Here is a 26,085-nt window from a genome sequence, read left to right as displayed (position 1 = left end):
CTCACTTCCCCCGGCCCCTGATCAGCAGCGCCCCGCAGAGGCCGCCGAGGACGAACATGCCGAGCAGGGCCAGGTAGAGCGGCATGGTGACGACGGGGACCAGCAGCCGGATCTCGACCTTGCTGGTGTTCTCGACGATGAAGACGACGGCGAGCGCGAGCAGCACGAGTGCGGTGACGCGGGACGGTGTGAGGCCCTTGGCGCGCCCGGTCCCTCCGGAGGAACGTCCGCGCGGCTTCTTCTCGGATGCTGGGGTCATGCCCCCAGCATCCGCACCCGCGGGTCCGGTGCTGCGGTGGACTGGCGCGAACGGGTGACGCGGCGGAAGCGGCCGCCTTCCGGGCCGCCGGGCGGTATCCCACCTTCGAGGGGCCTTGTCCTTCTGTGCTACCTATGCTCGTGTCTGTTCGTTTCACCCGGAGTGACGGAAGGGTGGCATCCCATGGTCCATGGCCTGACGGCCGACTCGGTCGGCCCGGTCGACGTCGCCGTGGTCGCCTTCGAGGGCAACCGGTTCAACGGCGAGATCGTCCCCGCGCTGCGCGAACTCCAGCAGAACGGGACCGTCCGCATCCTCGACCTGACCTTCGTCCGCAAGGACGGCGACGGCTCGGTCGGCGTCGTCGAGCTCGCCGACCCGGAGGTGGCCGAGGAGTTCGAGCGGATCACCGACGACCGCTTCGACCTGCTGAGCGACGAGGACCTGGCGGCCGTGGCCGAAGCGCTGCCGCCGGAGTCCTCGGCCCTGGTGGTGGCGTGGGAGAACACCTGGGCCTCGCGGCTCGCCACCGCCCTGCGCGACTCCCACGGCCGCATGGTCTTCATGGAGCGCATCCCCCGGGACGACGTCCTCGCGGCGATCGCGGCGCTCGACGCGGAGTGAACGGCGCCCCGCACGGCGGCACGGCCGCCGCGTGCGGGGCGGAACGCGCCCGCGGGGGCCACGGCCCGCCGCGGGGACGGGACGAGAGGAAGGGGGCAGTCATGCCTCAACGGTTCGGACGGCCCGGCCTGCTGGGTGCGATGGCCCGCACCGCCGTCGTCGCGGGGACCGCGACCGCGGTCTCCGGCAGGGTGGAGCGCAACGCGGCCCGCCGCGACATGGAGCGGCAGGCGCAGGCGGGGGCCCCGCAGCAGCCCCCGCCCGGCCCGGCCGCCGCCCCGGCGGCGCCCCCCGCCGACCGGGTCTCCCAGCTCACCGCGCTGGCGGAGCTGCGGGAGCGGGGCGTCCTGACGGACGAGGAGTTCGCGGCGGAGAAGCGCCGGATCCTCGGCGGCTGACGGCAGCGGGCGGCGGGCGCACCGGCGGACCGGGCGCCCGCCGCCGGCGTGCCCGCACCCGGCGCGGGGCGCCCCCAGGACTGTCCCGCACGTCCCGGCGGGTGCGCGACGACGGCGACGGCACCTCGCCGCGTCGCGGAGCAGCGGCAGGCATCCGGTACGCGAAAGCCCCTCCGCCTGGCGATGCACGGCCTCCGACGCCGCATGCCGGTCCACCGCTGATCGCGCAGCAGTCCCCGGGGGTGCGGCCCCGCAGCCGGTCCGCCCGTGGCAAACGGGGGCGCTTCGGCACCCGTACGGGCGCGCCGCCCGCCGCCGCGGGCCCGGGACCGTGATCATCCGAGGCACGCCGGTCCGCCGGGGAAGCGCTCCCCCGCAGGGATGCGCGGTCGGCGCGGAGGACGGCGGTGGAGAGGGGAACGGGGAGTTGAGCACCCGAGCGGACGGCCGCGCCACGGGCGGCGGGGGCCGCCACAGCGCAGCCGTACGGTCCGGCCGCCGCGGCGGTGGACTCCGGTGACCGCCACCGCGGCCGCCCTGTCCCTGCTGGGCCTCGCGGCCCTCGCCGTGCTGGGCCTGCACGGAGCGGCGCGCGCCCTGCGGGTGTCCGCCGACCCGCTCCCGGTGATGCCGTTCGGCTCCGGCCTGGAGCCGGTCGAGCACGCGGTGAGCCGCTTCCATGTGCGCTGGTACACGGTGACGATGCTGTTCCTGGCCTTCGACATGGAGATGGTGTTCATGTACCCGTGGACGCTGGTGGTCTCCGCCATGGGCCCGGGGGCCGTGATCGAGATGTTCGTCTTCCTCGCGATCCTGGTCGCGGGCGTCGTCTACGCCTGGCGGGAGGGCGCGCTGCGATGGACCTGACCCGCCGCGCCCTGCGTGCCGCCGCGGCCCGGCCGCGGGTGCTGCCCGCCGCCCTGCCGGGCGGGACGCCCGCCCGGCTGGAGGCCGAGCGCCTGCTGCGGCTGCGGGACTGGCCGGTGGCCGCCACGCCCGCGGGGGCCGACCTGCTGCTCGTCACGGGGCCGGACTGCCCCGCGCTGCATGAACCGCTGGAGCGCCTCTGGGGCGATCTGCCCGCCCCCCGGGCCCGGGTGCACGCCGCCACCGCGGCGGAGGTGGCCTCCGCGCTGGACGCGGGGCGGGAGCGGCTGGCCGCCTGGCCCGGCCACGGCTCGGGAGTGCAGGGGCACCCGGGACGGGACGACCGGCCGCGGACGCACCCGGAAGAGGGAGGCGGGCACACCCACGGGCACGCGGGCGACGGGGGCACCGGGACGGGCATGCCGATGCCGGGCGGCCTGCCCCTGGCGGAGACCGGCCCCGACCGGGACGGGCTGGCGCTGGACCGCCTGCATCTCGCCCTGGGCCCCTTCCTGTGCGACTGGCCGACGGGGCTGACCGTCCGTCTGGTCCTCCAGGGCGACGTCGTCCAGGAGGCCGTCTGCGAGACTCCGGCGGCGTCCGGCGGCGTCCCGTTCTGGTCGGGCCCCTGGCTGCGCGCGGCGGCGGGCGAGCCGGTGACCGCGGGGGCGGCCGCGCGGCACCGGGCCGCCGCCACCTGCGACAGCCTCGGACGGCTGCTGGCGGTGGCCGGCTGGCCCGAGCAGGCGGTGGCGGCCCGGCGGTTGCGCGACGAGCTGCTCGCCGGTACGCCGGGCGGGGCGCTCCGCGGCCCGGCCGACCGTCTGGCCCGCCGCGTCGGCCGGTCACGGGTCCTGGCCTGGCTGACCCGCGGGATCGGCCGGGTGGACGGCGGGCGGACCGGGGGGGCCGGGAGGTCCGCCGCCCCGGCCGGACCGCCCGGGGCGGACGGCGATGCGACGGACCGCTACCGCCGGTGGCTCGACCGCCTCGGCCGTGATGTGCGGCACCTGGACGACCCGGCCCCGCTGGACCCCTGGGCCACCGAGTCCCCGCGCGGACCGTGGGAGCCCGCGCACCCCCCGTCCGCCGCGCTGCTGGCGCTGCTCCCCGCGCTGCTGGTCGGCGCCGAACTCGCCGCGGCCCGCCTCGTCGTGGCCGGTCTCGACCCGGACCCCGAGGAACTCGCGGGCGCGGGGGTGGCGCCGCGTGGTTGAGCGAGGTCCCTGGTGGACGGTTGCGGCGGCGCCCCTGCTGCTCGCCGCGCTGGCCGCCCTGGCGGTGGCGGCCAACGCGCTGCTGGCCGCCCGGAGTGCGGGGCGCCCGGTCACCCTCACGGCCGCCGCGAGGCCCTTCCTGGCGCTGCCGCGGGCACTGGTGGCCGGGCCCAGGCGGCTGCCCGCGCCGGACCTGCTGCTGTGGCGGGCCGGTGTGGTCACCGTGCCGGTGGCGGCGGTGCTCTCGACCCTGGTGATCCCGTTCGGGAACACCGTCGTGGCGGACCTCTCGGTCGGGGTGGTGTGGTTCAACGCCATGGAGGTGACGACCTGGGCGGCCCTGTGGCTGGCCGGCTGGGGCCCCAACGCCGCCTTCTCCCTGATCGGCGGCTACCGCTTCCTCGCCCAGGGGCTCGCCTACGAACTGCCCCTGATGTTCGCCCTGATCGCCGCCGCCACCGGGGCGGAGTCGCTGCGGGTGGGCGACATCGCCGCGGCACAGCAGGGGCTGTGGTACGCGGTGTGGATGCCGGTGGCGTTCGCCGCGCACCTCGCGGGCGTCCTGGCGTTCTCCTTCCTGGGGCCGTTCGCGCACCCGGCGGGGCGGGACGCGGCCGGGGGTGTGCTGGGCGAACTCTCCGGCCCGGACCGGCTGCTGCTCCAGGCGGGCCGGTGGCTGTGGCTGGCCTCCGGTGCGGCGATGGCGGTGCCGCTGTTCCTCGGCGGCGGGGCCGGACCGGGGCTGCCCGCCTGGGCCTGGTCGCTGGTGAAGACGCTGCTGGTGCTGGCCCTGCTGCTGGCCGCCGTGCGCCGGCTGCCCGTGGTGCGGCCCGACCGCTACGTGGAGCTGGCCTGGGTGGTGCTGGTTCCGCTGACGATCCTGCAGGTGCTGGTGCCCGCCCTGGTGGTGCTGGGCCGTTGACGAGAGCGGAGGGATCCCGATGGACACGACCGGCACCGTGGTGCTGACCGTGCTGGGCGTCCTCGCCCTGGCCGGCGGGGTGCTGGTGTTCGTGCTGGACTCGATGGCCCGGGTCACCTTCGCGCTGCTGGTGTCGCTGGCCTGCGTCGGGGGCGTGGTGACCCTGCTCGGGCTGCCTTACCTCGGGGTGGTGACCGTGCTGATGATGGTCATGGAGATGGTGATCATGGCCGTGTTCATGATCGCCTACATGATGAACCCGGCCGGCCTGATGCCGATGTCGATGCTGCACAACACCCGCGGGGCGCTGGCCGTCAGCGCGGTGCTCTTCGCCGCCCTGACCGCCGGGATCTTCGCGGTGCCCTGGCCGGGACGCGAGGGGAGGCCGCCCCGGGACTCGACGGTGCAGCTCGGCACCGCACTGATGGAGGGTCAGATGCTGACCATGGTGGTGCTCGGCCTCGTGCTCCTCTCGACCATGGTCGGCGCGACGGTCCTCGCCACGCAGCGCGGGCGCTACGACCGCTTCGGCGACGACCTCGACCGGCGTCCGGCGCAGGACCCCGTCGGCGGAGGGGTGGGCCGGTGACCTTCGAACTGCTCCTGGTCCTGGCCGCCGGGCTGTTCTGCACCGGTCTGTTCGGCGCCCTGTCCCAGCAGTCCATCGTCATGATCATGATGGGGATCGAGCTGATGATCGGCGGGATCATCGTGGCGGCCGCCGCCTTCTGGCACTTCCTGGCGCCCGCCGCGGCGAGCGGCCAGGTGGTCGTCGTGGCCGCGGTGGTGGCGATGGCCGTGGAGATGGCCATGGGCTTCGCGGTCACCACCGCGCTCTACCGGTCCCGGCGCATCGACACGGCGGACCTGGCACGGGACCTCCGCGGATGAGCGCCCTGCCGTGGCTGCTCGTCGCCGTCCCCCTCTGCTCCGGCGCCCTGCTGGCGGCGGCGGGGAGGCGTGCCGACCGCCTGGCCCCCGTGCTCGGGCCCGCTCTGGCCGCGGTGACGCTCGTGCTGGCCGGGACGGCGGCCGCCGTCCGCCCGAGCGCCGGCGCCCCGCTCCTCGCGGGGGTGCGCGCCGGGCTCGCGGTGGACGGGCTGTCGGCCGTCATGGTGGTCACCGTCGCCTCGGTGATGCTCTGCGTCCTGGTCTTCTCCGCCACGGAGTTCGGCCCGGAGGAGGCCCGCGGGCGCTTCCACGGGCTGATGCTGTTCTTCGGCGGGGCGATGCTGCTCACCGTCACCGCGACCACGCTGCCGCTGCTGCTGATGGCCTGGGAGGCCATGGGCGCCAGCAGCTGGGCGCTGATCGGCTACTGGTGGCGGCAGCCGGCGCGGGTCCGTGCGGCGGACACGGCCTTCCTGGCCACCCGCAGCGCCGACCTGGGCCTGTACCTCGCGGCCGGGGCGGCGCTGGCCGGCGGGGCCGGCGGTCTGGAGCTGGCGGAGCTGCCCGCCGCCGCCTCGCCCTGGGTGCACGTGGCCGCCGGGGGCGTGGCGGCCGCGGCGCTCGGCAAGTCCGCCCAACTGCCCCTGTCCTTCTGGCTGTCCCGCGCCATGCAGGGCCCGAGCCCCGTCTCGGCGCTGCTGCACTCGGCGACCATGGTCGCCGCCGGTGCCTATCTGCTGCTGCGGCTGCACCCCCTGCTCGCCGCCACCTCCTGGGCGGGCCCGCTGGTGGCCTGGACGGGTGCCCTGACGGCGCTGCTGCTGGGCGCCGTGGCCCTCGCCCAGCGGGATCTGAAGCAGTTGCTGGCCGCCTCCACCTGCGCCCAGATCGGCTATATGGTGCTGGCCGCGGGCAGCGGCGCGGTGGCGGGCGGCGTCACCCAGCTCGTGGCCCACGCGGCCGCCAAGTCGGCGCTCTTCCTGGCGGCCGGGGCCTGGCTCACCGCGCTGGGCACCAAGCAGCTGCCCGCCCTCAGGGGCGCCGCCCGCCGCTACCGGGCGGTCGGCACCGCCTTCGTCGTCTGCGCCCTGACCCTGGCGGGCCTGCCCCCGCTGTCGCTGTGGGCGGCCAAGGACGAGGTCCTCGCCGGGGCCCGCGCCGAGAGCGCGGGGCTGTACGCGGTCGGCCTCGCGGGAGCGGCGCTGGCGGCCGCCTACAGCGTCAAGGCCGTCTGGTACGTCACCCGGCCGCGGCCCGCGCGGGCCGCGGAGGGCTACGACACCGAGCAGCGCGGGACCCGGCACGTCGGACGCTCGGCACCGCAGCCGCTCGCCGTGCTCACCGCCGCCGCCGCGGTGCTGGGCGTCCTGGCGCTGCCGGGCCCCGCGGCCTGGCTGAAACGCCTGGTGGGCAGCCCGGCGGAGCCCTCGCCGACCGCCTGGGAGCTGGTGCTGTCGGGGGCGCTGGCCGCCGCGGTGGCCGCCGCGGCCTGGTGGTGGGGCAACCGCCCGGGTGCGCTGCCCGCCGCGCCGCGCTGGGCCCGGGAGTGGCTGTACCTGGAGCGGGCCGCCGACGCGCTGGTGGTGCGGCCGGTGCTCGCCCTGGCCCGGTCGCTCGCCGCCTTCGACGACCGCGTGGTGGACGGCGCGGTGCGGGCCGCCGCCCGCGGCGGCCTGGCGGCGGCCCGGACCGCCCGCCGGGTGGACGACGACGGTGTCGACGCGGCGGTCCGCGCGGTGGCCGCGGGGACCGGGCGGCTGGGCCGCTGGGCGCGCCGCCCGCAGACCGGGTTGCTGCACCAGTACTACGCCCAGGCCGCGGTCGGCTTCGCGGTGCTGGCCCTGATCGTGCTTCTGGCGAGGTAGCCCTGTGCTGAGTGTCCTGACCTTCCTGCCCCTGCTGGTGTGCTGCGTCCTGCTGGTGCTGCCGCGCGGCCTGCCGGACCGGAGGTGCGTGCAGGTGTGGATCGCCACCGCCGCGGCCGAGCTGGCGCTGGTGGCGTACCTGTGGGCGGCCTTCGACCCCGGCGGGGGGATCCAGGCCGAGGAGCGGGTGCGGTGGATCCCCGGCGCGGGGGTCGGCTACCACGTGGGCGTCGACGGCCTGTCGCTGCCGCTGGTGGCGCTGACCTGCCTGGTGTTCCTCGCCGCCGCCGTGTACTCGCTGCGCGAGACGCGGCGGGTGCGCGCGTACGTGTGCCTCTTCCTCTTCCTCCAGACGGTGTCCGTGGGCCTGTTCGTCGCCCTGGACCTGATCCTGTTCTTCGTCTTCTTCGACCTGTCGATCGTCGGCATGTTCTTCGTCATCGCGGGCTGGGGGCACGGCGAGCGGGCGCGGGCCGCGGCCCTGACCTTCTTCCTCTACACCTTCGTCGGCTCCCTGGCGCTGCTGCTCGGGTTCATCGGGCTGTTCCTCGCCGCGAGCCCGCACACCTTCGACATCGTCGACCTGACCCGGGAGAACCCGCTGGCCGGGCGGGGGACCTACGCGGGCCTCGTGCTGCTGGCCATCGGCGTGGGGCTGGCCGTCAAGACGCCCACCGTGCCCTTCCACACCTGGCTGCCGCCGGCCCACTCCGAGGCCCCCGCCGCCGGGTCGGCGGTGCTGGCGGGGATCCTGCTGAAGATGGGCGCCTACGGCTTCGTCCGCATCGCCATGCCGCTGCTGCCGGGCAGCTGGCGCCATTACGCGCTGGTCGTCGTGGTGGTCGGTGCCGTCTCCGTGGTGTACGGGGCCCTGGTGGCCCTGGCGCAGACGGACCTCAAACGCATGGTCGCCTACACCTCGGTCAACCACATGGGCTACATCGTGCTCGCCGTGGGCGCCGCCGGGACGCTCGCGGGCAGCGACGCGCAGGCCCGCTCCCTGGCGGTGACCGGCGCGGTCGTGCAGATGGTCAGCCACGGCCTGATCACCGGGGCGCTGTTCCTGCTCACCGGGGTCCTCTACGCCCGCGGCAGGACGTACGCGATCGACGCCTACGCGGGCGTCGCCGCGCACGCCCCGCGGTTCGCGGCGCTCACCTTCGCGGCGGCGTTCGCCAGCCTCGGCATCCCCGGGTTCTCGGGGTTCATCGCCGAGTTCCAGATCTTCACCGGCTCGCTGGGCCAGCAGACGGTGGCCACCGCCGTCGCCCTCACCGGGATCCTGCTGACCGCCGCGCTGTTCCTGCGCGCGCTGCGGTCGATGCTGCTGGGCGCCCCGCGGCTGCCGGAGGCCGCCTCCGCCGGGGGGTTCGGCGACCTCGCCCGCCACGAGGCGTGGTCCGCGGGCCCGCTGATGGCCGTCGCCCTGGCGATCGGCGTCGCCCCGCGCTGGCTGCTGGACGTGGTCGAACCCGCGGGCCGTGCCGTCGTGGGGCTGGTGGCCCGGTGAACCAGGACGTGGCCGCGCTCCTGCCCGAACTCTCCCTGGCCGCGGCGGCCGTCCTCGGGCTCCTGGCCGGTTCCTGGCTGCCGCGCCGCCGCCAGTGGCTGGTCGCGGTGCTGGCCGCCGCCGCCTGCGCGGTCGGGCTGGCGGCCACGGGCATCGCGCTGGCCCGCGGCACCGAGCAGGGCGTCTTCGCGGAGGTGTTCGCCGTCGACACGGCGACGGGGGCCGGGCGCCTGACGGTCCTGGGCGCGCTGCTGCTGGTGATCGGCCTGTCGGTGGAGACCGTCCGCGGCCATCCGCGGGAGAGCGAGTACTGGGTGCTGCTGCTGCTGACGGGGGCCGGCACCCTCGCCCTGGTCGGCGCGAACGACCTGCTGATGCTGTTCGCCGCCTACCTGCTCTCCAGCCTCCCGGCCTACGCCCTGGCCGGGTTCGCCAAGGACCCCCGGGGCACCGAGGCCGCGCTGAAGTACTACCTGCTGGGCGCGCTGCTGGGGACGGCCATGCTGGCGGGCACGGCCCTGCTCTACGGCGGGGGCCGCGGCACGCTCTACCGGGAGCTGCGCGAGGCGCTGCCGGGCGCGCCGTTCGCGGTGGTGGCCCTCGGCCTGGTGGGCGTCCTCGCGGGGCTGCTGTTCAAGGCGGGCGGGGTCCCCGCGCACTTCTGGGTGCCCGACGTCGCCCAGGGGGCCCCCGCCCCGGTCGCCGCCTACGTGACCACCCTGCCCAAGGTGGGCGCGCTGATCGCGGGCTACCGGCTCCTCCACCAGGCGCTGCCGGGGAGCGACGTGGACTGGCCGCTGCTGCTGGCCGTGCTCGCCGCCGCGACGATGACCCTCGGCAACCTCGCCGCGTTCTTCCAGACCGACGTGCGCAGGCTGCTGGCCTACTCCGCCGTGAGCCAGGTCGGGTACCTGCTGACGGCCCTGGCGGTGGCCACCCGCAGCGACCTGGCGCAGCGCGGGCTGCTGTTCTACCTGGCCGCCTACGCCGCCACCAACCTCGGCGCGTTCGCCGTGGTGACCGGGCTGCCCCGGGCGCGGACCCTGGAGGGCTACCGGGGCCTGGCGGGCCGTCACCCCGGCCTCGCCGCGGTGCTGGTGGTGTGCCTGCTCGGCCTCGTCGGCACCCCGCCCACCGGGGTCTTCCTCGGCAAGCTGGAGATCTTCAGCGCGGCCGTGGACGGCGGCTACACCTGGCTCGCGGTGCTCGCCGTCGCCAACACGGTGGCCTCGCTCTTCTACTACCTGCGCTGGCTGGGGCCGGTGTTCGCGCGCACCGGACCGGCCCCGGCCGGGACGCAGGCGGCACTCGGCCGCTGGGCGGCCGGAACCGCGTACACCGCCGCCGCCGTGTCCCTGGCCCTCGGCCTGGCGGCCGGGGCGGTGCTGCCCCTCGCCACCGGACCGCTGCTGCCCTGAGGGGCGGGCGCCGCAGACCCGCTCCCCTTGGCCAAGCTTCCGACGTCACCCTGCGGGACCTGCCGCGCCGGGGGTAGTGTCGGCAGGTGACGGACCGGCAGGAGCCGTCAGCCGTACCGCGGGGGCGGTACGCGACCGACACCGGCACGGGGGGATGCAGGGTGACCACAGTCCGTCCCGGGGCGCTGCGCACGGCGGCGCTCCTGCTCGCCTTCTGCGTGCTGGCCGCGGGGTGCTCGGCCGCACCGGACGACGGCGGCGAGGGCGCATCCCCGTCGAAGGGCTCCCCCTCGGCGAAGGCTCCGGAACCCTCGCGGTCCGCCGAGTCCAAGGGGGCGTTCGTGCCCGATGCCGACCGCCTTCCCCGGACCCGGGCCGAGGCGCTGGCCCTCGCCCGTGCCGTGGCGTTCCGGCCCGAGGAGTGGGGCGCCGACTTCGTCGCCCTGGCCCCCGGTGAGAGCGACCCGGGCACCTGGGCGGTCCTGGACGACGACTGCCGCTGGAGCCGGGAGCCGCTGCCCGACGGGGTGCTCGCCGCCGTGTCCCGCTACAGCGAACTCCCGCTCGGCCAGGGCCGGGGAGCGGTCCGGGTGACGGCCGCCGTCACCGTGCACACCACGGAGGCGGGCGCCGACGCGCGGCTGAGCACCACCCTGGAGGAGGCGATGCGCTGCCCGGAGCAGGAGATCCGCGCGGGCGAGCGGATCACGGAGCTCAACTCGGTGGGCCGCCCGGCCGGTCAGGGGCAGAACTACGCGGACGACTCCGTCTTCGAGATGGGCACCCATGTCCGCACCGTCGACGGACGGGCACTGACCAGCCCCTACCACTGGACCGTGGACCGGCTGGGCCCGGTGACGATCGCGGTCTCGGTCCGGGGCACCACGGGCGAGGGCTCCCCGGAGGCGACGTCCGTCTCCTCGCACGGCACGGTGACCATGCGGTCCCGCCTGGTCGACCTGCTGGGGGAGAAGCCCTGATGCGCCCGCTGCACCCCTCCGACCCGGCGTCGATCGCGGGCCACCGGCTCCTGGGCCGCCTCGGCGCGGGAGGCATGGGCGTGGTCCACCTGGCGCGTTCCGCCGGGGGCGCGCTGGTGGCGCTCAAGGTGGTCCACGCCGAGTTCGCGCAGGACGGCGGGTTCCGGGAGCGCTTCCGCCGGGAGGTGGACACGCTGCGCCGGGTGCGCAGCCCCTGGGTCGTCCCCTTCGTGGCCGCTGACCCCGACGCCCCGGCGCCGTGGCTGGCGACCGCCTTCGTCGCCGGGCCCTCGCTGGAGGAGGCCGTCGCCGCCCACGGTCCGCTGCCGCCGGCCTCGGTGCGCGCCCTGGGCCGGCGGCTCGCCGAGGCGCTGCGGGACGTCCACGCGGCCGGGCTGGTGCACCGGGACGTCAAGCCCGCCAACGTGCTCCTCGCCCTCGACGGCCCCCGCCTGATCGACTTCGGCATCGCCCGCGCACCGGAGGACACCGCGCTCACCGCGACCGGCCTGGTCGTCGGCACCCCGGGCTTCCTCGCGCCGGAGCAGGTCCACGGCGGCGGGCCGGACGCGATCGGGCCGCCGAGCGACGTGTTCGCGCTGGGCTGCGTCCTGGCGTACGCGCAGACGGGGCGGCCCCCGTTCGGCACCGGGCCGGTCGACGCCCTGCTGTTCCGCGCCGTGCACGAGAGCCCCGACCTGGACGGGGTGCCGGAGGAGCCGGCGGAGCTGCTGCGCAGGTGCCTGGAGAAGGATCCGGCGCTGCGGCCGTCCGCGGCGGAGGTGGCGCGGGCGCTCGCCGCGCCGCAGGACGGCGCAGCGGACGACCCGCACTGGCTTCCCGAGGCGGTGACCCGGCTGGTCGCCGACCGCGCGGCCGCGGGGGCCGCGCTCCCGGACATCGAGCCGACCGCGGTCGACGCGGGGGCGGCCGGGCGGGACGAGGGCGGAGCCACCGACGCGGACGGAACCGGCACCGACGGGACCGGTACGGACGGGACCGGTACGGACGGGGCCGCCGGGCGCCCTGCCGAGGGCGGAGCCGCCGACGGGGACGAGGAGGCGGAGCGCGAGGGGGCGGCCGGACCGGGGAGGCGGCGCTTCCTGCTGCTCACCGGCGGCGGGGCCCTCGCGGCGGGCGGCGGGGCCCTCGCCCTGTGGCGGTGGCGGGACGGGGACGGGGAGGCCTCCGCCGCCCGGCCCGCCCACACCATCGCCCTCCAGGCGGACCTCTCGGGCGACGCGCGGCGCACCGGGACCGCCCAACTGCGCGGGGTGCGGCTGGCCGTCCAGGAGTTCAACGCCCGGCAGGACGCCCCCTTCACCCTCTCCCTGCTCGTCAGGGACGACGGCGGGGACCCGCAACGGGCGGCGGCGACGGCCGGGGAACTGACGGCCGACTCCTCCGTCCTCGCCGTCATCGGCCCCACCACGGAGGCGGCCGCCGAGGCCGTGCTGCCCGTCTACGACCGCGCCCTGCTGCCCCTGGTCTCGGTCACGGCGGGCGCGGTGAAGCTCCTCGTGCTCGGAGCCCGCTCCTTCGTGCAGGCCCGGCCGCACAACTCGCTGCTGCCCTTCTTCCTCAGCGCCCATCTGCGGGGCACCGCCGGGTCCCGCACCATCGGCATCGTCAACGACCGGGCGGCGGGCGACCACGGCTGGGAGATCGCCGGCACGCTCAGCAAGCTCCTGAACCAGGGCGGCCACCCCTATGTGCCCAAGGTGGTGAGCGGGCGGTACGGCGATTTCGGGCCGGCGATCGACGCCCTGCTCTCCGGCGGCGCGGACTCCGTGGTCTTCGCCGGGCTGCACGAACGCGGTGCCCGGTTCGCCCGCGCCCTGCACGAACGCGGCTTCACCGGGCCCCGGGCCGCCGCCCACGGGCTGCTCGACCCCCGGTTCGTCGAGGCCGCGGGCGAGGCCGCCGAGGGCTGGGTGATCGCCGCTCCCGCGCTCGACCCGGCGGAGCACCCCGGCGCCGAGCGGTTCACCGCGGCCCACCGCGCCCGCTTCGACGCCCCGCCCGCCCCGTTCGCGGCGGAGGCGTACGACGCGACCGGGCTCGTCGCCCACGCGCTGCGCGGCCTGGCCGCCCGCCGCAGGACCCGGGGGAACCTCACGGCCGCGATCCGCGGGACGAGCTACCGCGGCATCACCCAGACGCTGAGCTTCTCCGAGAAGAACGGTGCCCGCACCATCGACGGCACGGGCGTGCACCTGTGGCGGGTCACCGGCGGGCGCCTGCGCTACACCGGGCCCGGCACACCCGTGATCCCCGGCTGATGCGGCCGCTGCTCCCCTCCGACCCGGCCCGGGTGGGGCGCCACCGGCTGCTGGGACGACTCGGGGCGGGCGGCATGGGCGTCGTCTACCTGGGACGCACCGACCAGGGGGCGCTGGCGGCGGTCAAGGTGGTGCGCGCCGCCTACGCCGACGACCCCGGCTTCCGGGCCCGCTTCGCGCGCGAGGTGCGGGCCGCGGGCCGGGTGCGCAGCCCCTGGGTGGTACCGCTGCTCGGGGCCGGGACGCGGGAGACCACGCCGTGGCTGGCCACCGCGTACGTCCCGGGGCCCTCGGTCGCGGAGGCGGTGGAGGAGTGCGGGCCGCTGCCCCTCCGCTCCGCGAGAGTGCTCGGCGCCCGGCTCGCCGAGGCGCTGCGGGACGTCCACGCGGCCGGGCTGGTGCACCGGGACGTCAAGCCCGCCAACGTGCTCCTCGCCCTCGACGGCCCCCGCCTGATCGACTTCGGCATCGCCCGCGAGCAGGCGGGCACCGCGCTCACCGCCACGGGCACGGTGGTGGGTTCGCCGGGGTTCCTCTCGCCGGAGCAGGCCCGGGGCACGGGTGCGGGGGTCGGCCCGCCGAGCGACGTGTTCTCGCTGGGCTGCCTGCTCGCCTTCGCCGTCTCCGGACACCGGCCGTTCGGCGACGGCTCCCCCGCCGCCGTCCTGGTGCGGACCGCGTACGAGGAGCCGGAACTCGACGGGGTGCCGGGCGACATGGCGGCCCTGGTGCGCTCCTGCCTGGCCAAGGAGCCGGGCGACCGCCCCACCGCGGCGGAGCTGCGCGCCGCCCTCGGCGGGGCGCCGCCCGCGGAGGACTGGCTGCCCGGGCCGGTGGTGCGGCTGATCGCCCGGCGCTCGGCGGCGGCCCTCGCGCTGCCCGCCGTGCCGCCGACGACGCTGGACGGCCGGGGCGCGGCCGCCACGCGGGCGGCGGGCGACGCGGGCGCGGGGCCCGCCGCGGAGGAGGCCGCCGGTGCGCCGACGGAGCCGGCCATCGCGCCGCCGCGTCCCGGGCTCCCCCGGCGGCGCCTGCTGCTGGGCGCGGCCGGGGTCCTGGCCGCCGGGGGCGGGGCCGGGGCCTGGTGGGCGTGGGGCCGGGGGCGGAAGCCCGCGGCCGCGGTGCGGAAGACGCTCGTCCTCGCCCTGCACGCCGACCTCTCCGGTCCGGGAAAGGCGCTCGGCACGGCCCAGGAGCGCGGGGTGCGCCTCGCCCTGGAGGAGTTCAACTCCCGTGCGGAGCACGGCCTCCGGCTCGACCTGCTGGTCCGCGACGACCGGGGGGATCCCCGGCGGGCGCAGGAGGTGGCCGAGGAGCTGTCCGCCGACGGGAAGGTCCTCGCGGTCCTCGGGCCCAGCGACGAGGACTGCGCGGCGGCCGTGGTCGATCGCTACCAGAAGGCGCTGCTGTCCATGGTGTCGGTGTCGCTGGGCCGCCTCCCCGCCAAAGGCCTGCACACCCAGCGGGTGTTCGTGGCCACCCGCCCCGTCGACGACGCGCTGGGCGGGCCGCTGGCCGTGCACCTCGCCCACACGGTGGACAGCCGCCACACGGTGTTCCTGGCCGACGCCGAACTCGGCGCCACCAGCTGGACGGTCTGCAGCCGCACGGCGGACGCGCTGGGGGCCTCGACCCGCTCGGAGCGGTGGACGGTCGAGGAGGACACCGACGCCCGGGGCTTCGCCGCGCTCGCCGGGCGGGTGGTGGACTCGGGTGCGGACGCGGTGGTCTTCGTCGGCGGCGCGCGGCGCACCGCCGAGCTGGCCCGCGCCCTCCCGGCCGCCGGCTTCGAGGGCGCCCGGCTCGGCACCCACCACGCCGTGACATCCTCCTTCCTCGGCCTCGCGGGGCGGGACGCCGAGGGCTGGGTGTTCGCCACGCCGTTCCTCGACCCCCTGGCGGAGGAGTCCACCGGCGCGTTCGCCACCGCCTACCGGAGGCGCTTCGAGGGAGCGGACCCGCCCTGGTACGCGGCCGAGGCCTACGACGCCGCGCTCTTCCTCGCCCGGGCGGTGACCGAGCTCGGCGCAATCGGCTACGAACGGGGCGGCCTGGTGCGGCAGTTGCGCGAGACCCGCTACGAGGGCATCACCAAGGCGCTGTACTTCGACCCCGACACGGCCGCCTACAACCTGGAGGCGCTGTACCTCTTCGCGGTGGAGGGCGGCGGGTTCGTCTACCGGGGGCGGGCGGCGGACGGCGCGCGCTGAGCAGCCGCCGCCCGCCTCGCCGCGCACGACGTCGGGTCGGGCCGGATCGGGGGTCCGCCGTTGCCGGACCGGTACAGGAGCGCCCTGTGCCCGGACCGCCGCCGATGGGACGATGTCGGGCACAGCCCCGGACGGGCCCTGGGCGGCCCGACGGGCGGTCCCTTCCCTGTCGTCGTCCGTCTGGGGCACCTATGACCATCCGGCTGCCGTTCCGTCTCCTCGCCGCGGCGTCCGTGGCCGCCCTCGCGCTCACCGGCTGCGACGGCTCCGGCGCGTCCCCGGACGCGTCCGCCCCGCCGACCGCGACATCGGCATCGACCGCGACACCGGCCGCCGCGAGCCCGACGGCCTCCCCGCCGGACGCGTCCCCCTCACCCGCACCGTCGGGCACGGGCCCCTCCTCACCGGCACCCCCGTCGGCGACGGCGGACCCGGGGGGCGTACCGCCGCTGGGCTCCCGGGGGCTGCAGCCGCTGTGGCCGTTCACCACCCCGGCCCAGGCCGAGGAGTGGCAGCGCGCCTACCGCTCCGGCGGCCACCAGCCCTGGCACCTCGACGCGGAGCACACCGCCCTGGCCTTCACCCGGGACTACCTCGGCTTCACCGAGATCGACCGGATCACCTCGCGAAGGATCTCCGGCCGCGACGCACGCATCGGCGTGGCCCCCACCGGGCCGGAGGGCGGGACCGCGGCCGTGATCCACCTCGTGCGCTACGGCGCGGGACCGGACGCCCCCTGGGAGGTGGTCGGGACGGACGACACGACCTTCTCGCTCACCACGCCCGCCTACGGGTCGGTCGCCCGCTCCCCGCTGACGGCGGGCGGGCGGATCACCGGTGTGGACGAGAGCATCGCCGTCCAGGTGCGCCAGCCCTCCTCGGAGACCCCGCTCGGGACCTCCCCCTGCTGCACCCCCGGCGGCGGCACCGACCAGCCCTGGAGCGTGACCGTGCCCTACTCCGGGGCGCGCGACGCGGTGCTCACGGTGGTGGCCTCCACGGGCGGGCACGTCGCCACCGTGGAGCGCTTCACCGTCACGGCGGTGCGCACCCGCTGAGCGCCCCGCCCGTACCGGCCCGGGCGGTTGCGCGCCGGTACGGTGGGGGCCGTCGGGTCAGAGCGCCGCGACGGCCGCGGCCTCGGGGGCGGGCGGCGCGTCCGGGCCGCCGGACACCGCGGCCACGCTCACGGCCAGGTACGGGATCCGGTGCGCCGCGACGCCGGCGATGTTGATGCGCCCGCCCGCGGTGCCGTAGACACCGTGGCGCTGCCGCAGCTCGCGCATCTGCCCGGGCCCCAGCGGCAGCATCGAGAACATGCCCTTCTGCCGGGCGAGGGTCTCGGCGAGACCGCCGCGGTCCAGGGCCCGGAGGTTGCCGACCAGCTCGGCGCGGTTGGCGGCGATCCGGCCGCGCATGGTGTCGAGCTCCGCCCGCCAGTCGGCGCGCAGCCGCTCGTCGCCCAGGATGCAGGCGACGACGGCCGCCCCGTGCTCCGGCGGCATGGAGTACAGGGTCCGGGCGGCGTTCTGGAGGGCCGTCTCCACATGGCGCAGCTCCCGGGCGCCGGGGCCGAGGACGATCGCGCAGCCGGTGCGGTCGCTGTAGAGGCCGAAGTTCTTGGAGCAGCTGACGGCGATCAGCAGCTCGGGCAGCCGGTCGGCCAGCATCCGGGTGGCCCGCAGGTCGGCGTCGAAGCCGTCGCCGAGCCCGTGGTAGGCGAGGTCGAGGAAGGGGACCCAGCCGGCCTCCGCGGCGAGCTCGGCGAGCGCCTCCCAGCAGGCGAACGACGGGTCGACGCCGGTGGGGTTGTGGCAGCACCCCTGGAGGAGCACCACGTCGTGGCGGCCCGCCTCGCGCAGGTCGTCGAGGAGCGCCGCCTCGTCCGGGCGCCCCGCGGCGTCCCGCGTGCGGTAGGTGCGGACGGCCAGGCCGGCCGCCCGGAGGATCGGGCCGTGGTTGACGTACGCCGGGTCGCTGATCCACACCGTGGCACCGGGGCGGGTGCGGCGCACCAGGTCCGAGAGCAGCCGCAGGGCGCCGGTCCCCGCCACGGTCTGGACGGCGGTGGCGCGGGCGGTGCGCTCGGGGGTGGCCAGCACCTCCTGGAGCATGGCCCGGTTGAAGGCGGTGTTGCCGGAGAGGCCGCGGTACTCCTTGGAGGCGGAGCGCTCGGCCAGGCGCAGTTCCGCCTCCCGTACGGCCGACATCACGGGCGTGACGCCGGTCGCGTCCCGGTAGACGCCGAGGACGAGGTCGAGCCGCTCGGGCCGGGTGTCGGCGGCGAACTCGGCGGCGAGGTCCCACAGCGGGTCGGCGGGAGGGGGTGCGAGGAGCTCAAGCATCTGCGGAAACCTTGGTTCGTGGACGGTGGTTGGCGAGGACCACACCGGCGGTGATCAGGGGGACTCCGACCAGCACGGGCAGGGTCGGCGACTCGTCGAGCAGGGGGATGGCGAGCAGGACCACGACGACCGGGCTGAGGCTGCCGACGACGGAGCTCCGCTCCGGGCCGAGCCGGCGGATCGCGAAGGCGTACAGCAGCCCGGCGCAGAGGCCGACGCCCAGGCCCTGGACGAGGAGGAAGGTCAGGACGTCGCCGCCCTCGGCCCGGTGGAGGTGCGCGGGCAGCACACCGGTGAGCACCAGCAGGGCGACGACCGCGAAGGACGGCAGGCACAGCAGGCCGATGGAGCCGACGGGGTCCAGGTCGACCTCGCGCAGCCCCACCGTGTACAGCGCCCACAGCCCGCTGGCCAGGAGCAGGGTGCCGGTGCCGAGGAGCACGTCCCCGTCGAGTGCGACGGTGTAGCGGCAGACCAGCGCGGCGACCCCGGCGACGATCATGACCAGTCCGGCCCGCTGCGTCCCCCGGGGGACGGCCCCGCCGCCCGCGACGAGGAGGGCGCTGACGAACAGCGGGACCATCCCGGGGACGATCGCCCCGACGAAGGCCGCGGAGGTGAGGGAGCCGCCGAACATCGCGGCGAGGAAGAAGGGCACGCCCGCACCGCAGACGATCTTGGCGGCGGTGGCCGGGCGCACGGCGGCCAGCCTCCGGCGGCGGCGCCACAGGGCGGGTGCCAGCACCACGAGGGGGACGCCGAAGCGCAGCAGGGCGGCGTCGGCGGGCAGCAGCGTGGAGGAGCCGAGAGCGCGGGCGCTCAGCGCGAACCCGGCCCAGATCGCCACCGTGAGCAGCAGGGCCAGCAGCCCCGCCGCCTGCGGGGAGATTCCGGGGCCCGGGCGCACGCCGGAGCGCGGCGCGCCCCCCGCCCGGGCGGGGCCCTTCTTCGTCACGACCGCCACGGGTTTCCCTCCGCCTGTCGAACACACCGGGCGGAACCGTCCCGACCCTGACCTGGAAAGCAACGCTAGACCAGACGGAGGGGCAGGCGATTGCTAGTTCTGCCTCCCAGGCGTAGTTTTGGGGCAGGATCTGCCAAGGAGTACCTCATGGACGCCGTCGATCTCCAGATCGTCCACGCGCTGCAGGCGGACGGGCGCCTGTCGAACCAGGACCTCGCCGACCGGGTGCGGCTGTCCCCCTCGCCCTGTCTGCGGCGGGTACGCCGCCTGGAGGAGTCCGGCCTGATCAGCGGCTACACCGCGATGGTGGACCAGGTCGCCTTCGGCCTCCCGATCACGGTGTTCGTCCGGGTCCGGCTGGAGCGCCACACGGCCGAGGCCGTCAACGTCTTCGAGGAGCACGTCGGGCTCATCGAGCACATCCAGGACTGCTATCTGATGGCGGGCAGCAGCGACTACCTGCTCAGGGTCGTCATCGAGAGCCTGGAGGCCTACGAGGTCCTGGTGCGCACCCGGATCCACGCCATCCCCGGTATCGCCTCGATCGAGTCGAGCTTCGCCTTCGGCAGCGTGAAGCAGTCCCGGGTGTTCCCCCGGCCGGACCTCCCGGCCCACCCCGCGCCCGGCACCCGCGGGCGGTGAGCGGCGCCCGCCGGGACCGCGGCGGCCGCACCCCGTCCCGCAGGAGTGCCTGCCGGAGGCGGTCCGCAGCGCCGCCTCCCACCGCGGGACCAGAACGCCCGGGCCCCGGGGAGCCCTTGAGTCCCGGGCCCCGCCACCCGGCTGTCGGCGCCGGCCTCTACTGTCACTGTCCATGCTGACGGACACGAACAACCTGATCACGCTCGCGGCCGATCCGAGCGGCGGCACCCTCGGCCTCGAACTGCCCCCCGGGAGGCTGGTGGACGAGACGTACCAGGGGCAGTGGCCGTATCCGCTGCTGTGGCTGGCGGACACCCGCGCGGAGCCCGGGCAGTGGTCGGCGCAGGGGCCCGCGCTGCGCGCGGCGGATCTGGTCCCGGTGCTGGTGGACGTCGGCGGCCCGGCGGGCGGTCCGGAGAAGTGGGACCTGCTGTGCGGGAACCTGTCCTACCCGGAGGACCTCGGTGCCGATGAGGTGCTGGGCTATCTCTGGGGGGAGGTCCGGGAGAAGCGGGCCCGCAGGGAGGCCGGGGTACCCGGGCCGGGCGGGACGGCGGCCCCCTTCGACGTGCCGTGGCCGGGGCTCGCCCCCGCGGCCGGGCCGGGGGACGACCCCGACGCCCTGGCGGCCCGGACCGCCGACGCCCTGGCCGGTGCGGGCTCCTGGCTGCGGGACCCGCGTGCCGCCCTGGTGTCCGCGGAGTGCAACGCGGACATCCCCGCGGCCTGCGGCTGGTCGGGCTCCCTGAGCCACGAGGACGACCCCGGCGCCCTCAGCGCCGTCCTGCGCAGCTGGGGGGAGCGCTTCGGCACCCGGGTCGTCGCGCTCGGCGCGGACCACCTCGTCCTCTCGGTCGCCGCGCCGCCGACCACCGAGGCCCATGCCGAGGCCGTGGCCGCCGAGCACGCCGCCTTCTGCCCGGACGACCTCGTCCGCAGCGGCCACACCACGCTGCGCGACCACGCCGTCCACGAGATCCTCGGGCGGCGGACCTGGGTCCACCGCTGGGACTCCTGAGCCGACCACTGAGGCTGAGGTGCGCCGCCCGTCGGCAACGGGCGGGGGCCGCGCGCTCGTCCGCCGTGCCGGGCGGGGCCGCGGCGCCGGGCGGTGGCACGGGCCGGCCCGTGCCGCCCGGAGGATCGCCCGCCGGGACGGACGGGACAGCCCGTAGAGTGTGCCCTGCAGCTGGTTCGCCCCGTCCGCCAGGCGGGATGCGTCGCAAGAGGGAACCCGGTGGGAATCCGGGACTGCCCCGCAGCGGTGAGTGGGAACGAACGCCGTCTCACGCACTGGGCCCGTAGGAAGGGGCCCGGGAAGCGACGGCCACTAGGCGGCCCGCAGGCGCCCCGGCGTCCGCAGGCCGGGCCCGCGAGTCCGAAGACCTGCCGCTGCCCGTGCCCGACGACGCGCACGGAGATCCCGGGACCTCGAGGGCGGGTCGGCGGCAGGGGCCTTCCGCGCCCATCGCCCCTTCGCGTCCGCGCCCCCTTCCGGGATCGCCGACCCGGCCCGCGGAGGCGAGGTGCGTGACCGCGCACACCACCGTGTCCGGGTACCCCCGCCCCGGGGACGGGGGCGAGACCCGCCCCGGCCCCTCGAAACACCGGGCGGCGGCCGCCTGCACGGTCGGCGACCGCCCGCCTCGTACGGAGCTGACGACATGAACACCGGCACCACCGTCGGCGAACGGGCCCACAAGGCACCGGCCGACTCCCGTGTCACCCTCGCCACCATCATGAGCGAGCACGACACCAACCTCTACGGGACCATCCACGGCGGCGTGGTGATGAAGCTGATCGACGACGCGGCCGCGGCGTCGGCGGGCCGCCATGCCGACGGCCCGGCCGTCACGGTCTCGGTGGACCGGATGACCTTCCTCTCCCCCGCGCGCGCCGGTGACCTGCTGACCGTCCACGCGGAGCTGGAGCGCGCGGGCCGCACCTCGATGACGGTGGCCGTCCGCGTATCGGCGGAGCGCTGGAACGCCACGACCACTCCCCCCACCGAGGTGGCCACCGCCCGGCTGACCTTCGTGGCCGTCGACGAGCAGGGCCGCCCGCGGGCCGTGCCGGGGCTGGCGGCGCCGGAAAACCCGGCGTAGGCACCGCACGGGGCGGCGCGAGGACTCGCGGCGCCGTCCCGTGCCGTCGGGGCACCGGCGCCGGTGGGCGCCGCACGCTCCCCCGGTCAAGGCCGCCACACCGGCCCGCCGTACAGGGCCGAAACCCGACGTGCGCCGCACGGACCGCTTCTATGATCGGCCGCGCACCCGGCCCCTCGTCCGTGGCCCGCGGCCGCCTGCCGTACGGCCCCGCGGCGGGGATCCCGCCGGGCGCCCCGGCACCGGCCTGCCGGGACGGCACCAGCACCACCGCGACGCAGGACCTTCGCACGGCGCGGGGCGGCAACCGGAAGGCGGGGACGGCACGTGGGCCCGCCGACGCTGCGCCCGTGCCACGTGGCCGGGTGGTCGGGGCCCCGCCCCGCGGCGGCTACCCCCAGATGTCCTCGACCCACTCGGGGTGGTCTATGAAGGGGTTCCGGTTGCCCTGGATGGCGAATATCCGGTCATTGCGGGTCTGCTCGAAGGCGTCGGGCGGGTCCTGCAGGTTCCACTGGCGCAGCACGGACAGGCGGCCCATGAACGGGGAACTGCCGTTGCCCACCTGGTCGTTGGCTTCGAGGTCGGCGTAGCCGTCGCCGCCCTCGTAGCGCACGGTCATATAGAGGATCATCCGCGCGACGTCGCCCTTGACGGCGTCGCGGGGCTCGAAGCTGTCGGAGTCCCGGTAGCAGTCGCCCGCCTCGGCGACCGGTGAACCGCCCTCGTCGAAGTCCAGGTTGCCGCGGGCGGAGTTGACGGAGACGTCGGTGGGACGCAGGTGGTGGATGTCGGTGCCGGGCCCCTTCGAGGTGCCGAAGTCGCCGTGGGACTTGGCCCAGACGTGCTCGCGGTTCCAGTCGTCGGCGCCGCCGCCGTTGGTGTTCTTCGCCTGGGACCGGCCGGAGTAGAGCAGAAGGACGTTGTCCGGGTCGGCCGGGTCCTCGTCGGTGGTCTTCAGTGCGTCCCAGACCTGGGAGTAGGACAGCACGGTCTGCTCGCTGATCGTCGTGTGCAAGGCCGCCTTGAGGGCGGTGCCGGTCTTGCCCAGGGCGTCCTCGTAGTAGGTGCCTTCCCAGGATCCGGCGGCGGTCCCGGCGGCCGGGGACGCGGCGCGCGGGGCGGCGGTGGCGGATGCCGCGACGGGGACGGCCGTCGCGGCGGCGGCCACGCACGCGACGACGGGAAGCAGCCACGGGCGGCGTGTGCGGTGAGCGGACATGAGTGGGGGTGCCCTCTCCGTTCGGGCGGGCAGAAGCCCCGGCCCGGCGCTCGGGCGGGTTGCGGTGCACTGCCCGGCAGGTGGGTGCGGAACATTGGTTCCAAGCCAGAGCAGCTTGACATGATCAAGTCATGTTCGAGTGGACAGTACGTGCCGATCACGTGCCGAGGGCGTGAAGAGCACCTCGCGTGCGACGGCCGGACGTACACCCGGCACGGCGCCCGCCGGGCCGGGGCGGCGCCCGACGTCCCTCAGTCGGTCCCCCGGAAGATGTGCCGGTCCGGGGCGTCCACGTCCTCCCCCGCCAGCAGGGCCGGCCGCAGCGGGCGCCCGGGGAGCGCGCGCGGCGGCCCGGCCGGGCGGGCGCCCGGGGGCGGTGCCACGGGGTCGCGGTCGAGCACGAGCTTCTCCATGGTGCCTCCCGTCGTCATACGGCCGCCGCCTCGACCGGGCGCCGCGGCGGCGCCGCGGCGCGTGCGAGGAGGCACTCCTCCAGGAACCCGCAGACCCGCAGGTGGTACGTGCGGGCCGCCCAGCCGAGGCTGATGTTGTGCCCCGCGTCCGGCTGGTGGTCGACGCGGACCGGAGCGGACGTGAACGGCGCGGTCAGATCCGCCACGGCCGCGGCGTCGCACCGCCACCACTGCTCCTGCTCCGCGAAGGTGAAGCGGACGGGGACCTTCACCCGGGCGGCCAGGTGCGGGTGGAGCACCGGCCACCGGGGGCCCTCGGCCGCCTCGCTCTCCGGGACCGGCGCGATCAGGGCCCGGCCCAGCCGGAAGGCGTCCGGCGGGTAGAGGCGCAGGGCGCCCCAGTGCCTGCGCCACTCGCCCTGCCGCCCCGGGCCCGGCAGTTGGTGCGGGGCGACCGCGAGGCGGCTCCCGAGCCCGGAGACGTCCATGCCGATCAGGGCGTCCCCGAGCACGTCGGAGGCCGCCAGGGCGAGCTTGCCCCCGAAGCTGTGGGCGACCAGGAACACCCCGGCGCCGGTGTCGTGCCGCGCCGAGAAGCCGGCCAGCGCGGCGCCGAGCACCACGGCCGCCTCCTCGACGGCCAGGCCGCGGGGAAGCGGTAGGGCGGAGCTGCCGTATCCGGGCCGGTCGACGGCGAGCACCGTGTAGCCGAGCTGGGCCCCCAGGGTGAGGAGGGAGAGTCCGGGGCGGGCCCGGTTGTCGAAGTAGCCTGCGCGCATGCCTCCGCCGTGCAGGGCCACGAGCACCGCGCGCGGCGCCGCGCCCACCGGCTCGGCGAGCAGGGCGGAGAGGCTGAGGCCGTCGGCCTCCAGGGTGGTCGCGCGGACCCGCGGTGCGGGGGCGGCGCGGCCGGTGGCGGGCAGCTGGGCCATCGGATGGGGACTCCTTCCGTGCGGACGGATGGCGGGGCGGCGCGGCGGAGCCGCGGGCCGGGGTCCGGTTCAGCCCCTGCCGCGCGGCGAGCCCCGCCAGCCGCGGGGGTCGCGGTGCGGTGCCGTTCGCTCCGGGCGGCGCCAGCCCGCCGTGCGGGGGCCCGCGGCGCCGTCCTCCCGGCGGGGGCCAGCCGGCTCCGCGAGCCGGCTCAGCAGCACCGCGGTCAGGGCGGCGAGGTCGGCCGCGGTGGGCCGCCCGCGCACGATGCGCACGGCGGCCGCGTCCTGCGCCGCGGCCGGTGTGCCCGCCGTCGGCGCCTCCGTACCGGGCGCGCTCACTGGGGCGGGTTGCCGTGCTTGCGCGACGGCAGGTCGGCGTGCTTGTTGCGGAGCATCGCGAGGGACCGGATGATGGTCTGCCGGGTCCGGCGCGGGTCGATGACGTCGTCCACGAGCCCGCGCTCGGCCGCGTAGTAGGGATGCATCAGCTCGACCTGGTACTCCTTGATCTTCTGCTGACGGACCGCCTCCGGGTCGTCGGCGTCGGCGATCTCGCGCCGGAAGATGACGTTGGCCGCGCCCTCGGCGCCCATGACGGCGATCTCGTTCGAGGGCCAGGCGAGAGCGATGTCGGTCCCGATGGAGCGGGAGTCCATGACGATGTAGGCGCCGCCGTAGGCCTTGCGCAGCACGAGGGAGACGCGGGGCACGGTGGCGTTGCAGTAGGCGTACAGCAGTTTGGCCCCGCGCCGGATGATGCCGTTGTGCTCCTGGTCGACACCCGGCAGGAAGCCCGGTACGTCGATCAGCGTCACCAGGGGGATGTTGAACGCGTCGCAGAACTGCACGAACCTGGCCGCCTTCTCGGAGGCGTTGATGTCCAGGACGCCCGCCAGGGACGCGGGCTGGTTGGCGACGATGCCCACGACCTCGCCGCCCATCCGGGACAGCGCGCAGACGACGTTGGTGGCCCAGGCCGGGTGCACCTCGAAGTAGTCGCCGTCGTCGACGATCTCCTCGATCACGGTGCGCATGTCGTAGACCTGCTGGGGGTCGGCGGGCACCAGTTCCAGCAGCCGGTCGGTGGACCGGTCGACCGGGTCGCCCGCGGGGTCGGCGGGCGGCAGGTCCCGGTTGTTGGAGGGCAGCAGCGACAGCAGGTGGCGGACGTCCTCCAGGCAGCTGTGCACGTCGTCGTACGGGAAGTGGGCCACGCCGGAGGTCGAGCCGTGGACGTCGGCCCCGCCGAGGCCGTCGTGGGTGATCTCCTCGCCCGTCACGGACTTCACCACGTCCGGGCCGGTGATGAACATCTGCGAGATCCCGCGGACCATGAAGACGAAGTCGGTGAGCGCGGGCGAGTAGGCGGCGCCTCCCGCGCAGGGGCCGAGCATCACCGAGATCTGCGGGATCACCCCGGAGGCCCTGGTGTTCCTGAGGAAGATGCCGCCGTACCCGGCGAGCGCGGACACCCCCTCCTGGATGCGGGCGCCCGCACCGTCGTTCAGGGAGACCAGCGGCGCACCGGCGGCCAGGGCCATGTCCATGATCTTGTGGATCTTGGCCGCGTGGGCCTCGCCCAGCGCCCCGCCGAAGATCCGGAAGTCGTGCGCGTACACGAAGACCGTCCGGCCGTGCACACTGCCCCAGCCGGTGACCACGCCGTCCGTGTAGGGGCGCTTGCCCTCCAGGCCGAAGCCGGTGGCCCGGTGCCGGCGCAGCGGCTCGACCTCGGTGAACGTGCCCTCGTCGAGCAGCAGGTCGATGCGTTCGCGGGCCGTCAGCTTGCCCTTGGCGTGCTGGCGTTCGGTGGCACGGGGATCGGGGCCCTTGCGGACCTCCTCCTTGATGAGGCCGAGTTCCTCCAGGCGCTCCATGGCCGTCCAGTGGCCCCGTGCGGCGATCCGGGTGGTGGTGCTCTGCGCCGTGCTGCCGGGAACGGTGGTCCGTGGGGTCGTCTTCTCGTCGGTCGACATGGTGCACGCTCCTCAACGTGGGCTTCGGGTGGTCGTGCTGCCG

General features: G+C 76.3%; 25 protein-coding genes and 1 riboswitch. Of the genes, 17 read left to right on the top strand and 8 right to left on the bottom strand.

Features of this window, described 5'->3' with window-relative positions; translation table 11 throughout:
* Window position 1: 1 nt before the first annotated feature.
* Window positions 2–259 carry a lipopolysaccharide assembly protein LapA domain-containing protein gene (locus ACGF15_RS11835; RefSeq protein WP_392798138.1) on the bottom strand — a complete coding sequence of 86 codons (258 nt, stop codon included), beginning with the start codon at window positions 257–259 and terminating at the stop codon, window positions 2–4.
* Between the two features lie 183 nt (window positions 260–442).
* On the opposite strand from ACGF15_RS11835, the gene ACGF15_RS11830 reads away from it, so the two are divergent.
* The 14 genes from ACGF15_RS11830 to ACGF15_RS11765 all read left to right on the top strand — a co-directional run bounded on the left by ACGF15_RS11830 (window position 443) and on the right by ACGF15_RS11765 (window position 16,501).
* Window positions 443–883: a DUF6325 family protein gene (locus ACGF15_RS11830; protein ID WP_392798135.1), complete on the top strand. Its 441-nt coding sequence runs from the start codon at window positions 443–445 to the stop codon at window positions 881–883.
* Between the two features lie 101 nt (window positions 884–984).
* A complete protein-coding gene (locus ACGF15_RS11825) occupies window positions 985–1,281 on the top strand; it encodes an SHOCT domain-containing protein (protein ID WP_345609673.1) in 297 nt (98 codons plus the stop codon).
* A gap of 516 nt (window positions 1,282–1,797) precedes the next feature.
* Window positions 1,798–2,148: an NADH-quinone oxidoreductase subunit A gene (locus tag ACGF15_RS11820; RefSeq protein ID WP_392798132.1), complete on the top strand. Its 351-nt coding sequence runs from the start codon at window positions 1,798–1,800 to the stop codon at window positions 2,146–2,148.
* A complete protein-coding gene (locus ACGF15_RS11815) occupies window positions 2,139–3,365 on the top strand; it encodes a hypothetical protein (protein ID WP_392798129.1) in 1,227 nt (408 codons plus the stop codon). Before ACGF15_RS11820 ends, ACGF15_RS11815 begins: the two co-directional genes overlap by 10 nt.
* Window positions 3,358–4,287: an NADH-quinone oxidoreductase subunit H gene (locus tag ACGF15_RS11810; RefSeq protein ID WP_392798126.1), complete on the top strand. Its 930-nt coding sequence runs from the start codon at window positions 3,358–3,360 to the stop codon at window positions 4,285–4,287. The genes ACGF15_RS11815 and ACGF15_RS11810 overlap by 8 nt, the downstream gene beginning before the upstream one ends.
* Before the next feature lie 19 nt (window positions 4,288–4,306).
* Entirely contained in the window at window positions 4,307–4,876 is a 570-nt protein-coding gene (locus tag ACGF15_RS11805; protein ID WP_345609681.1) for an NADH-quinone oxidoreductase subunit J, read from the top strand.
* A complete protein-coding gene (locus tag ACGF15_RS11800; RefSeq protein WP_345609683.1) occupies window positions 4,873–5,178 on the top strand; it encodes an NADH-quinone oxidoreductase subunit K in 306 nt (101 codons plus the stop codon). Before ACGF15_RS11805 ends, ACGF15_RS11800 begins: the two co-directional genes overlap by 4 nt.
* On the top strand, window positions 5,175–7,043 hold the full coding sequence (locus ACGF15_RS11795; protein ID WP_362608719.1) for a proton-conducting transporter membrane subunit: 1,869 nt from the start codon (window positions 5,175–5,177) through the stop codon (window positions 7,041–7,043). Before ACGF15_RS11800 ends, ACGF15_RS11795 begins: the two co-directional genes overlap by 4 nt.
* Window positions 7,044–7,047: 4 nt before the next feature.
* On the top strand, window positions 7,048–8,553 hold the full coding sequence (locus ACGF15_RS11790) for an NADH-quinone oxidoreductase subunit M (protein ID WP_345609687.1): 1,506 nt from the start codon (window positions 7,048–7,050) through the stop codon (window positions 8,551–8,553).
* Window positions 8,550–9,971 (top strand): NADH-quinone oxidoreductase subunit N, encoded by a 1,422-nt coding sequence (locus tag ACGF15_RS11785; protein ID WP_345609689.1) that lies wholly within the window; start codon window positions 8,550–8,552, stop codon window positions 9,969–9,971. The genes ACGF15_RS11790 and ACGF15_RS11785 overlap by 4 nt, the downstream gene beginning before the upstream one ends.
* A gap of 161 nt (window positions 9,972–10,132) precedes the next feature.
* On the top strand, window positions 10,133–10,951 hold the full coding sequence (locus tag ACGF15_RS11780; RefSeq protein ID WP_392798120.1) for a hypothetical protein: 819 nt from the start codon (window positions 10,133–10,135) through the stop codon (window positions 10,949–10,951).
* Window positions 10,951–13,233: a bifunctional serine/threonine-protein kinase/ABC transporter substrate-binding protein gene (locus tag ACGF15_RS11775; RefSeq protein ID WP_392798117.1), complete on the top strand. Its 2,283-nt coding sequence runs from the start codon at window positions 10,951–10,953 to the stop codon at window positions 13,231–13,233. The genes ACGF15_RS11780 and ACGF15_RS11775 overlap by 1 nt, the downstream gene beginning before the upstream one ends.
* Window positions 13,233–15,443 (top strand): bifunctional serine/threonine-protein kinase/ABC transporter substrate-binding protein, encoded by a 2,211-nt coding sequence (locus ACGF15_RS11770; protein WP_392798114.1) that lies wholly within the window; start codon window positions 13,233–13,235, stop codon window positions 15,441–15,443. Before ACGF15_RS11775 ends, ACGF15_RS11770 begins: the two co-directional genes overlap by 1 nt.
* A 191-nt stretch (window positions 15,444–15,634) precedes the next feature.
* The gene (locus ACGF15_RS11765; protein WP_345609697.1) at window positions 15,635–16,501 is read left to right on the top strand and encodes a hypothetical protein; all 867 of its coding nucleotides are present in this window, start codon (window positions 15,635–15,637) and stop codon (window positions 16,499–16,501) included.
* A 57-nt stretch (window positions 16,502–16,558) separates the two neighbouring features.
* Here the strand turns inward: ACGF15_RS11765 and ACGF15_RS11760 are convergent, their stop codons facing one another.
* Both ACGF15_RS11760 and ACGF15_RS11755 read right to left on the bottom strand, forming a co-directional pair.
* Window positions 16,559–17,788, bottom strand: a complete 1,230-nt coding sequence (locus ACGF15_RS11760) for an aromatic amino acid transaminase (protein ID WP_345609698.1) — start codon at window positions 17,786–17,788, stop codon at window positions 16,559–16,561.
* Window positions 17,781–18,752: a DMT family transporter gene (locus tag ACGF15_RS11755; protein ID WP_392798110.1), complete on the bottom strand. Its 972-nt coding sequence runs from the start codon at window positions 18,750–18,752 to the stop codon at window positions 17,781–17,783. The genes ACGF15_RS11760 and ACGF15_RS11755 overlap by 8 nt, the downstream gene beginning before the upstream one ends.
* 147 nt (window positions 18,753–18,899) lie before the next feature.
* Between ACGF15_RS11755 and ACGF15_RS11750 the strand changes: the two genes are divergently transcribed.
* The 3 genes from ACGF15_RS11750 to ACGF15_RS11740 all read left to right on the top strand — a co-directional run bounded on the left by ACGF15_RS11750 (window position 18,900) and on the right by ACGF15_RS11740 (window position 21,499).
* Entirely contained in the window at window positions 18,900–19,394 is a 495-nt protein-coding gene (locus tag ACGF15_RS11750; RefSeq protein ID WP_256522105.1) for an Lrp/AsnC family transcriptional regulator, read from the top strand.
* Between the two features lie 172 nt (window positions 19,395–19,566).
* Complete coding sequence (locus ACGF15_RS11745; protein ID WP_392798106.1) at window positions 19,567–20,412, top strand: DUF4253 domain-containing protein; 846 nt, start codon at window positions 19,567–19,569, stop codon at window positions 20,410–20,412.
* A gap of 155 nt (window positions 20,413–20,567) precedes the next feature.
* A riboswitch (cobalamin riboswitch) is annotated at window positions 20,568–20,803 on the top strand.
* Between the two features lie 255 nt (window positions 20,804–21,058).
* Window positions 21,059–21,499, top strand: coding sequence for an acyl-CoA thioesterase (locus tag ACGF15_RS11740; protein ID WP_392798103.1), 441 nt, complete (start codon window positions 21,059–21,061; stop codon window positions 21,497–21,499).
* 391 nt (window positions 21,500–21,890) lie between these two features.
* On the opposite strand, the gene ACGF15_RS11735 is transcribed toward ACGF15_RS11740, so the two are convergent.
* From ACGF15_RS11735 to ACGF15_RS11715, 5 genes are all read right to left on the bottom strand, one after another.
* On the bottom strand, window positions 21,891–22,721 hold the full coding sequence (locus tag ACGF15_RS11735) for an endonuclease I family protein (RefSeq protein WP_392798100.1): 831 nt from the start codon (window positions 22,719–22,721) through the stop codon (window positions 21,891–21,893).
* A gap of 251 nt (window positions 22,722–22,972) precedes the next feature.
* On the bottom strand, window positions 22,973–23,152 hold the full coding sequence (locus ACGF15_RS11730; RefSeq protein WP_345609710.1) for a hypothetical protein: 180 nt from the start codon (window positions 23,150–23,152) through the stop codon (window positions 22,973–22,975).
* A complete protein-coding gene (locus tag ACGF15_RS11725) occupies window positions 23,149–24,066 on the bottom strand; it encodes an alpha/beta hydrolase (RefSeq protein WP_392798096.1) in 918 nt (305 codons plus the stop codon). The genes ACGF15_RS11730 and ACGF15_RS11725 overlap by 4 nt, the downstream gene beginning before the upstream one ends.
* A gap of 69 nt (window positions 24,067–24,135) precedes the next feature.
* Complete coding sequence (locus tag ACGF15_RS11720) at window positions 24,136–24,405, bottom strand: acyl-CoA carboxylase epsilon subunit (protein ID WP_362608689.1); 270 nt, start codon at window positions 24,403–24,405, stop codon at window positions 24,136–24,138.
* Window positions 24,402–26,042, bottom strand: a complete 1,641-nt coding sequence (locus ACGF15_RS11715) for an acyl-CoA carboxylase subunit beta (RefSeq protein ID WP_392798093.1) — start codon at window positions 26,040–26,042, stop codon at window positions 24,402–24,404. The genes ACGF15_RS11720 and ACGF15_RS11715 overlap by 4 nt, the downstream gene beginning before the upstream one ends.
* Window positions 26,043–26,085: the final 43 nt, after the last annotated feature.

Source organism: Streptomyces sp. NPDC048001, assembly GCF_043203115.1.
Classification (GTDB): Bacteria; Actinomycetota; Actinomycetes; order Streptomycetales; family Streptomycetaceae; genus Streptomyces; species Streptomyces sanyensis.
This window is presented reverse-complemented; position numbering and strand designations above follow the sequence as displayed.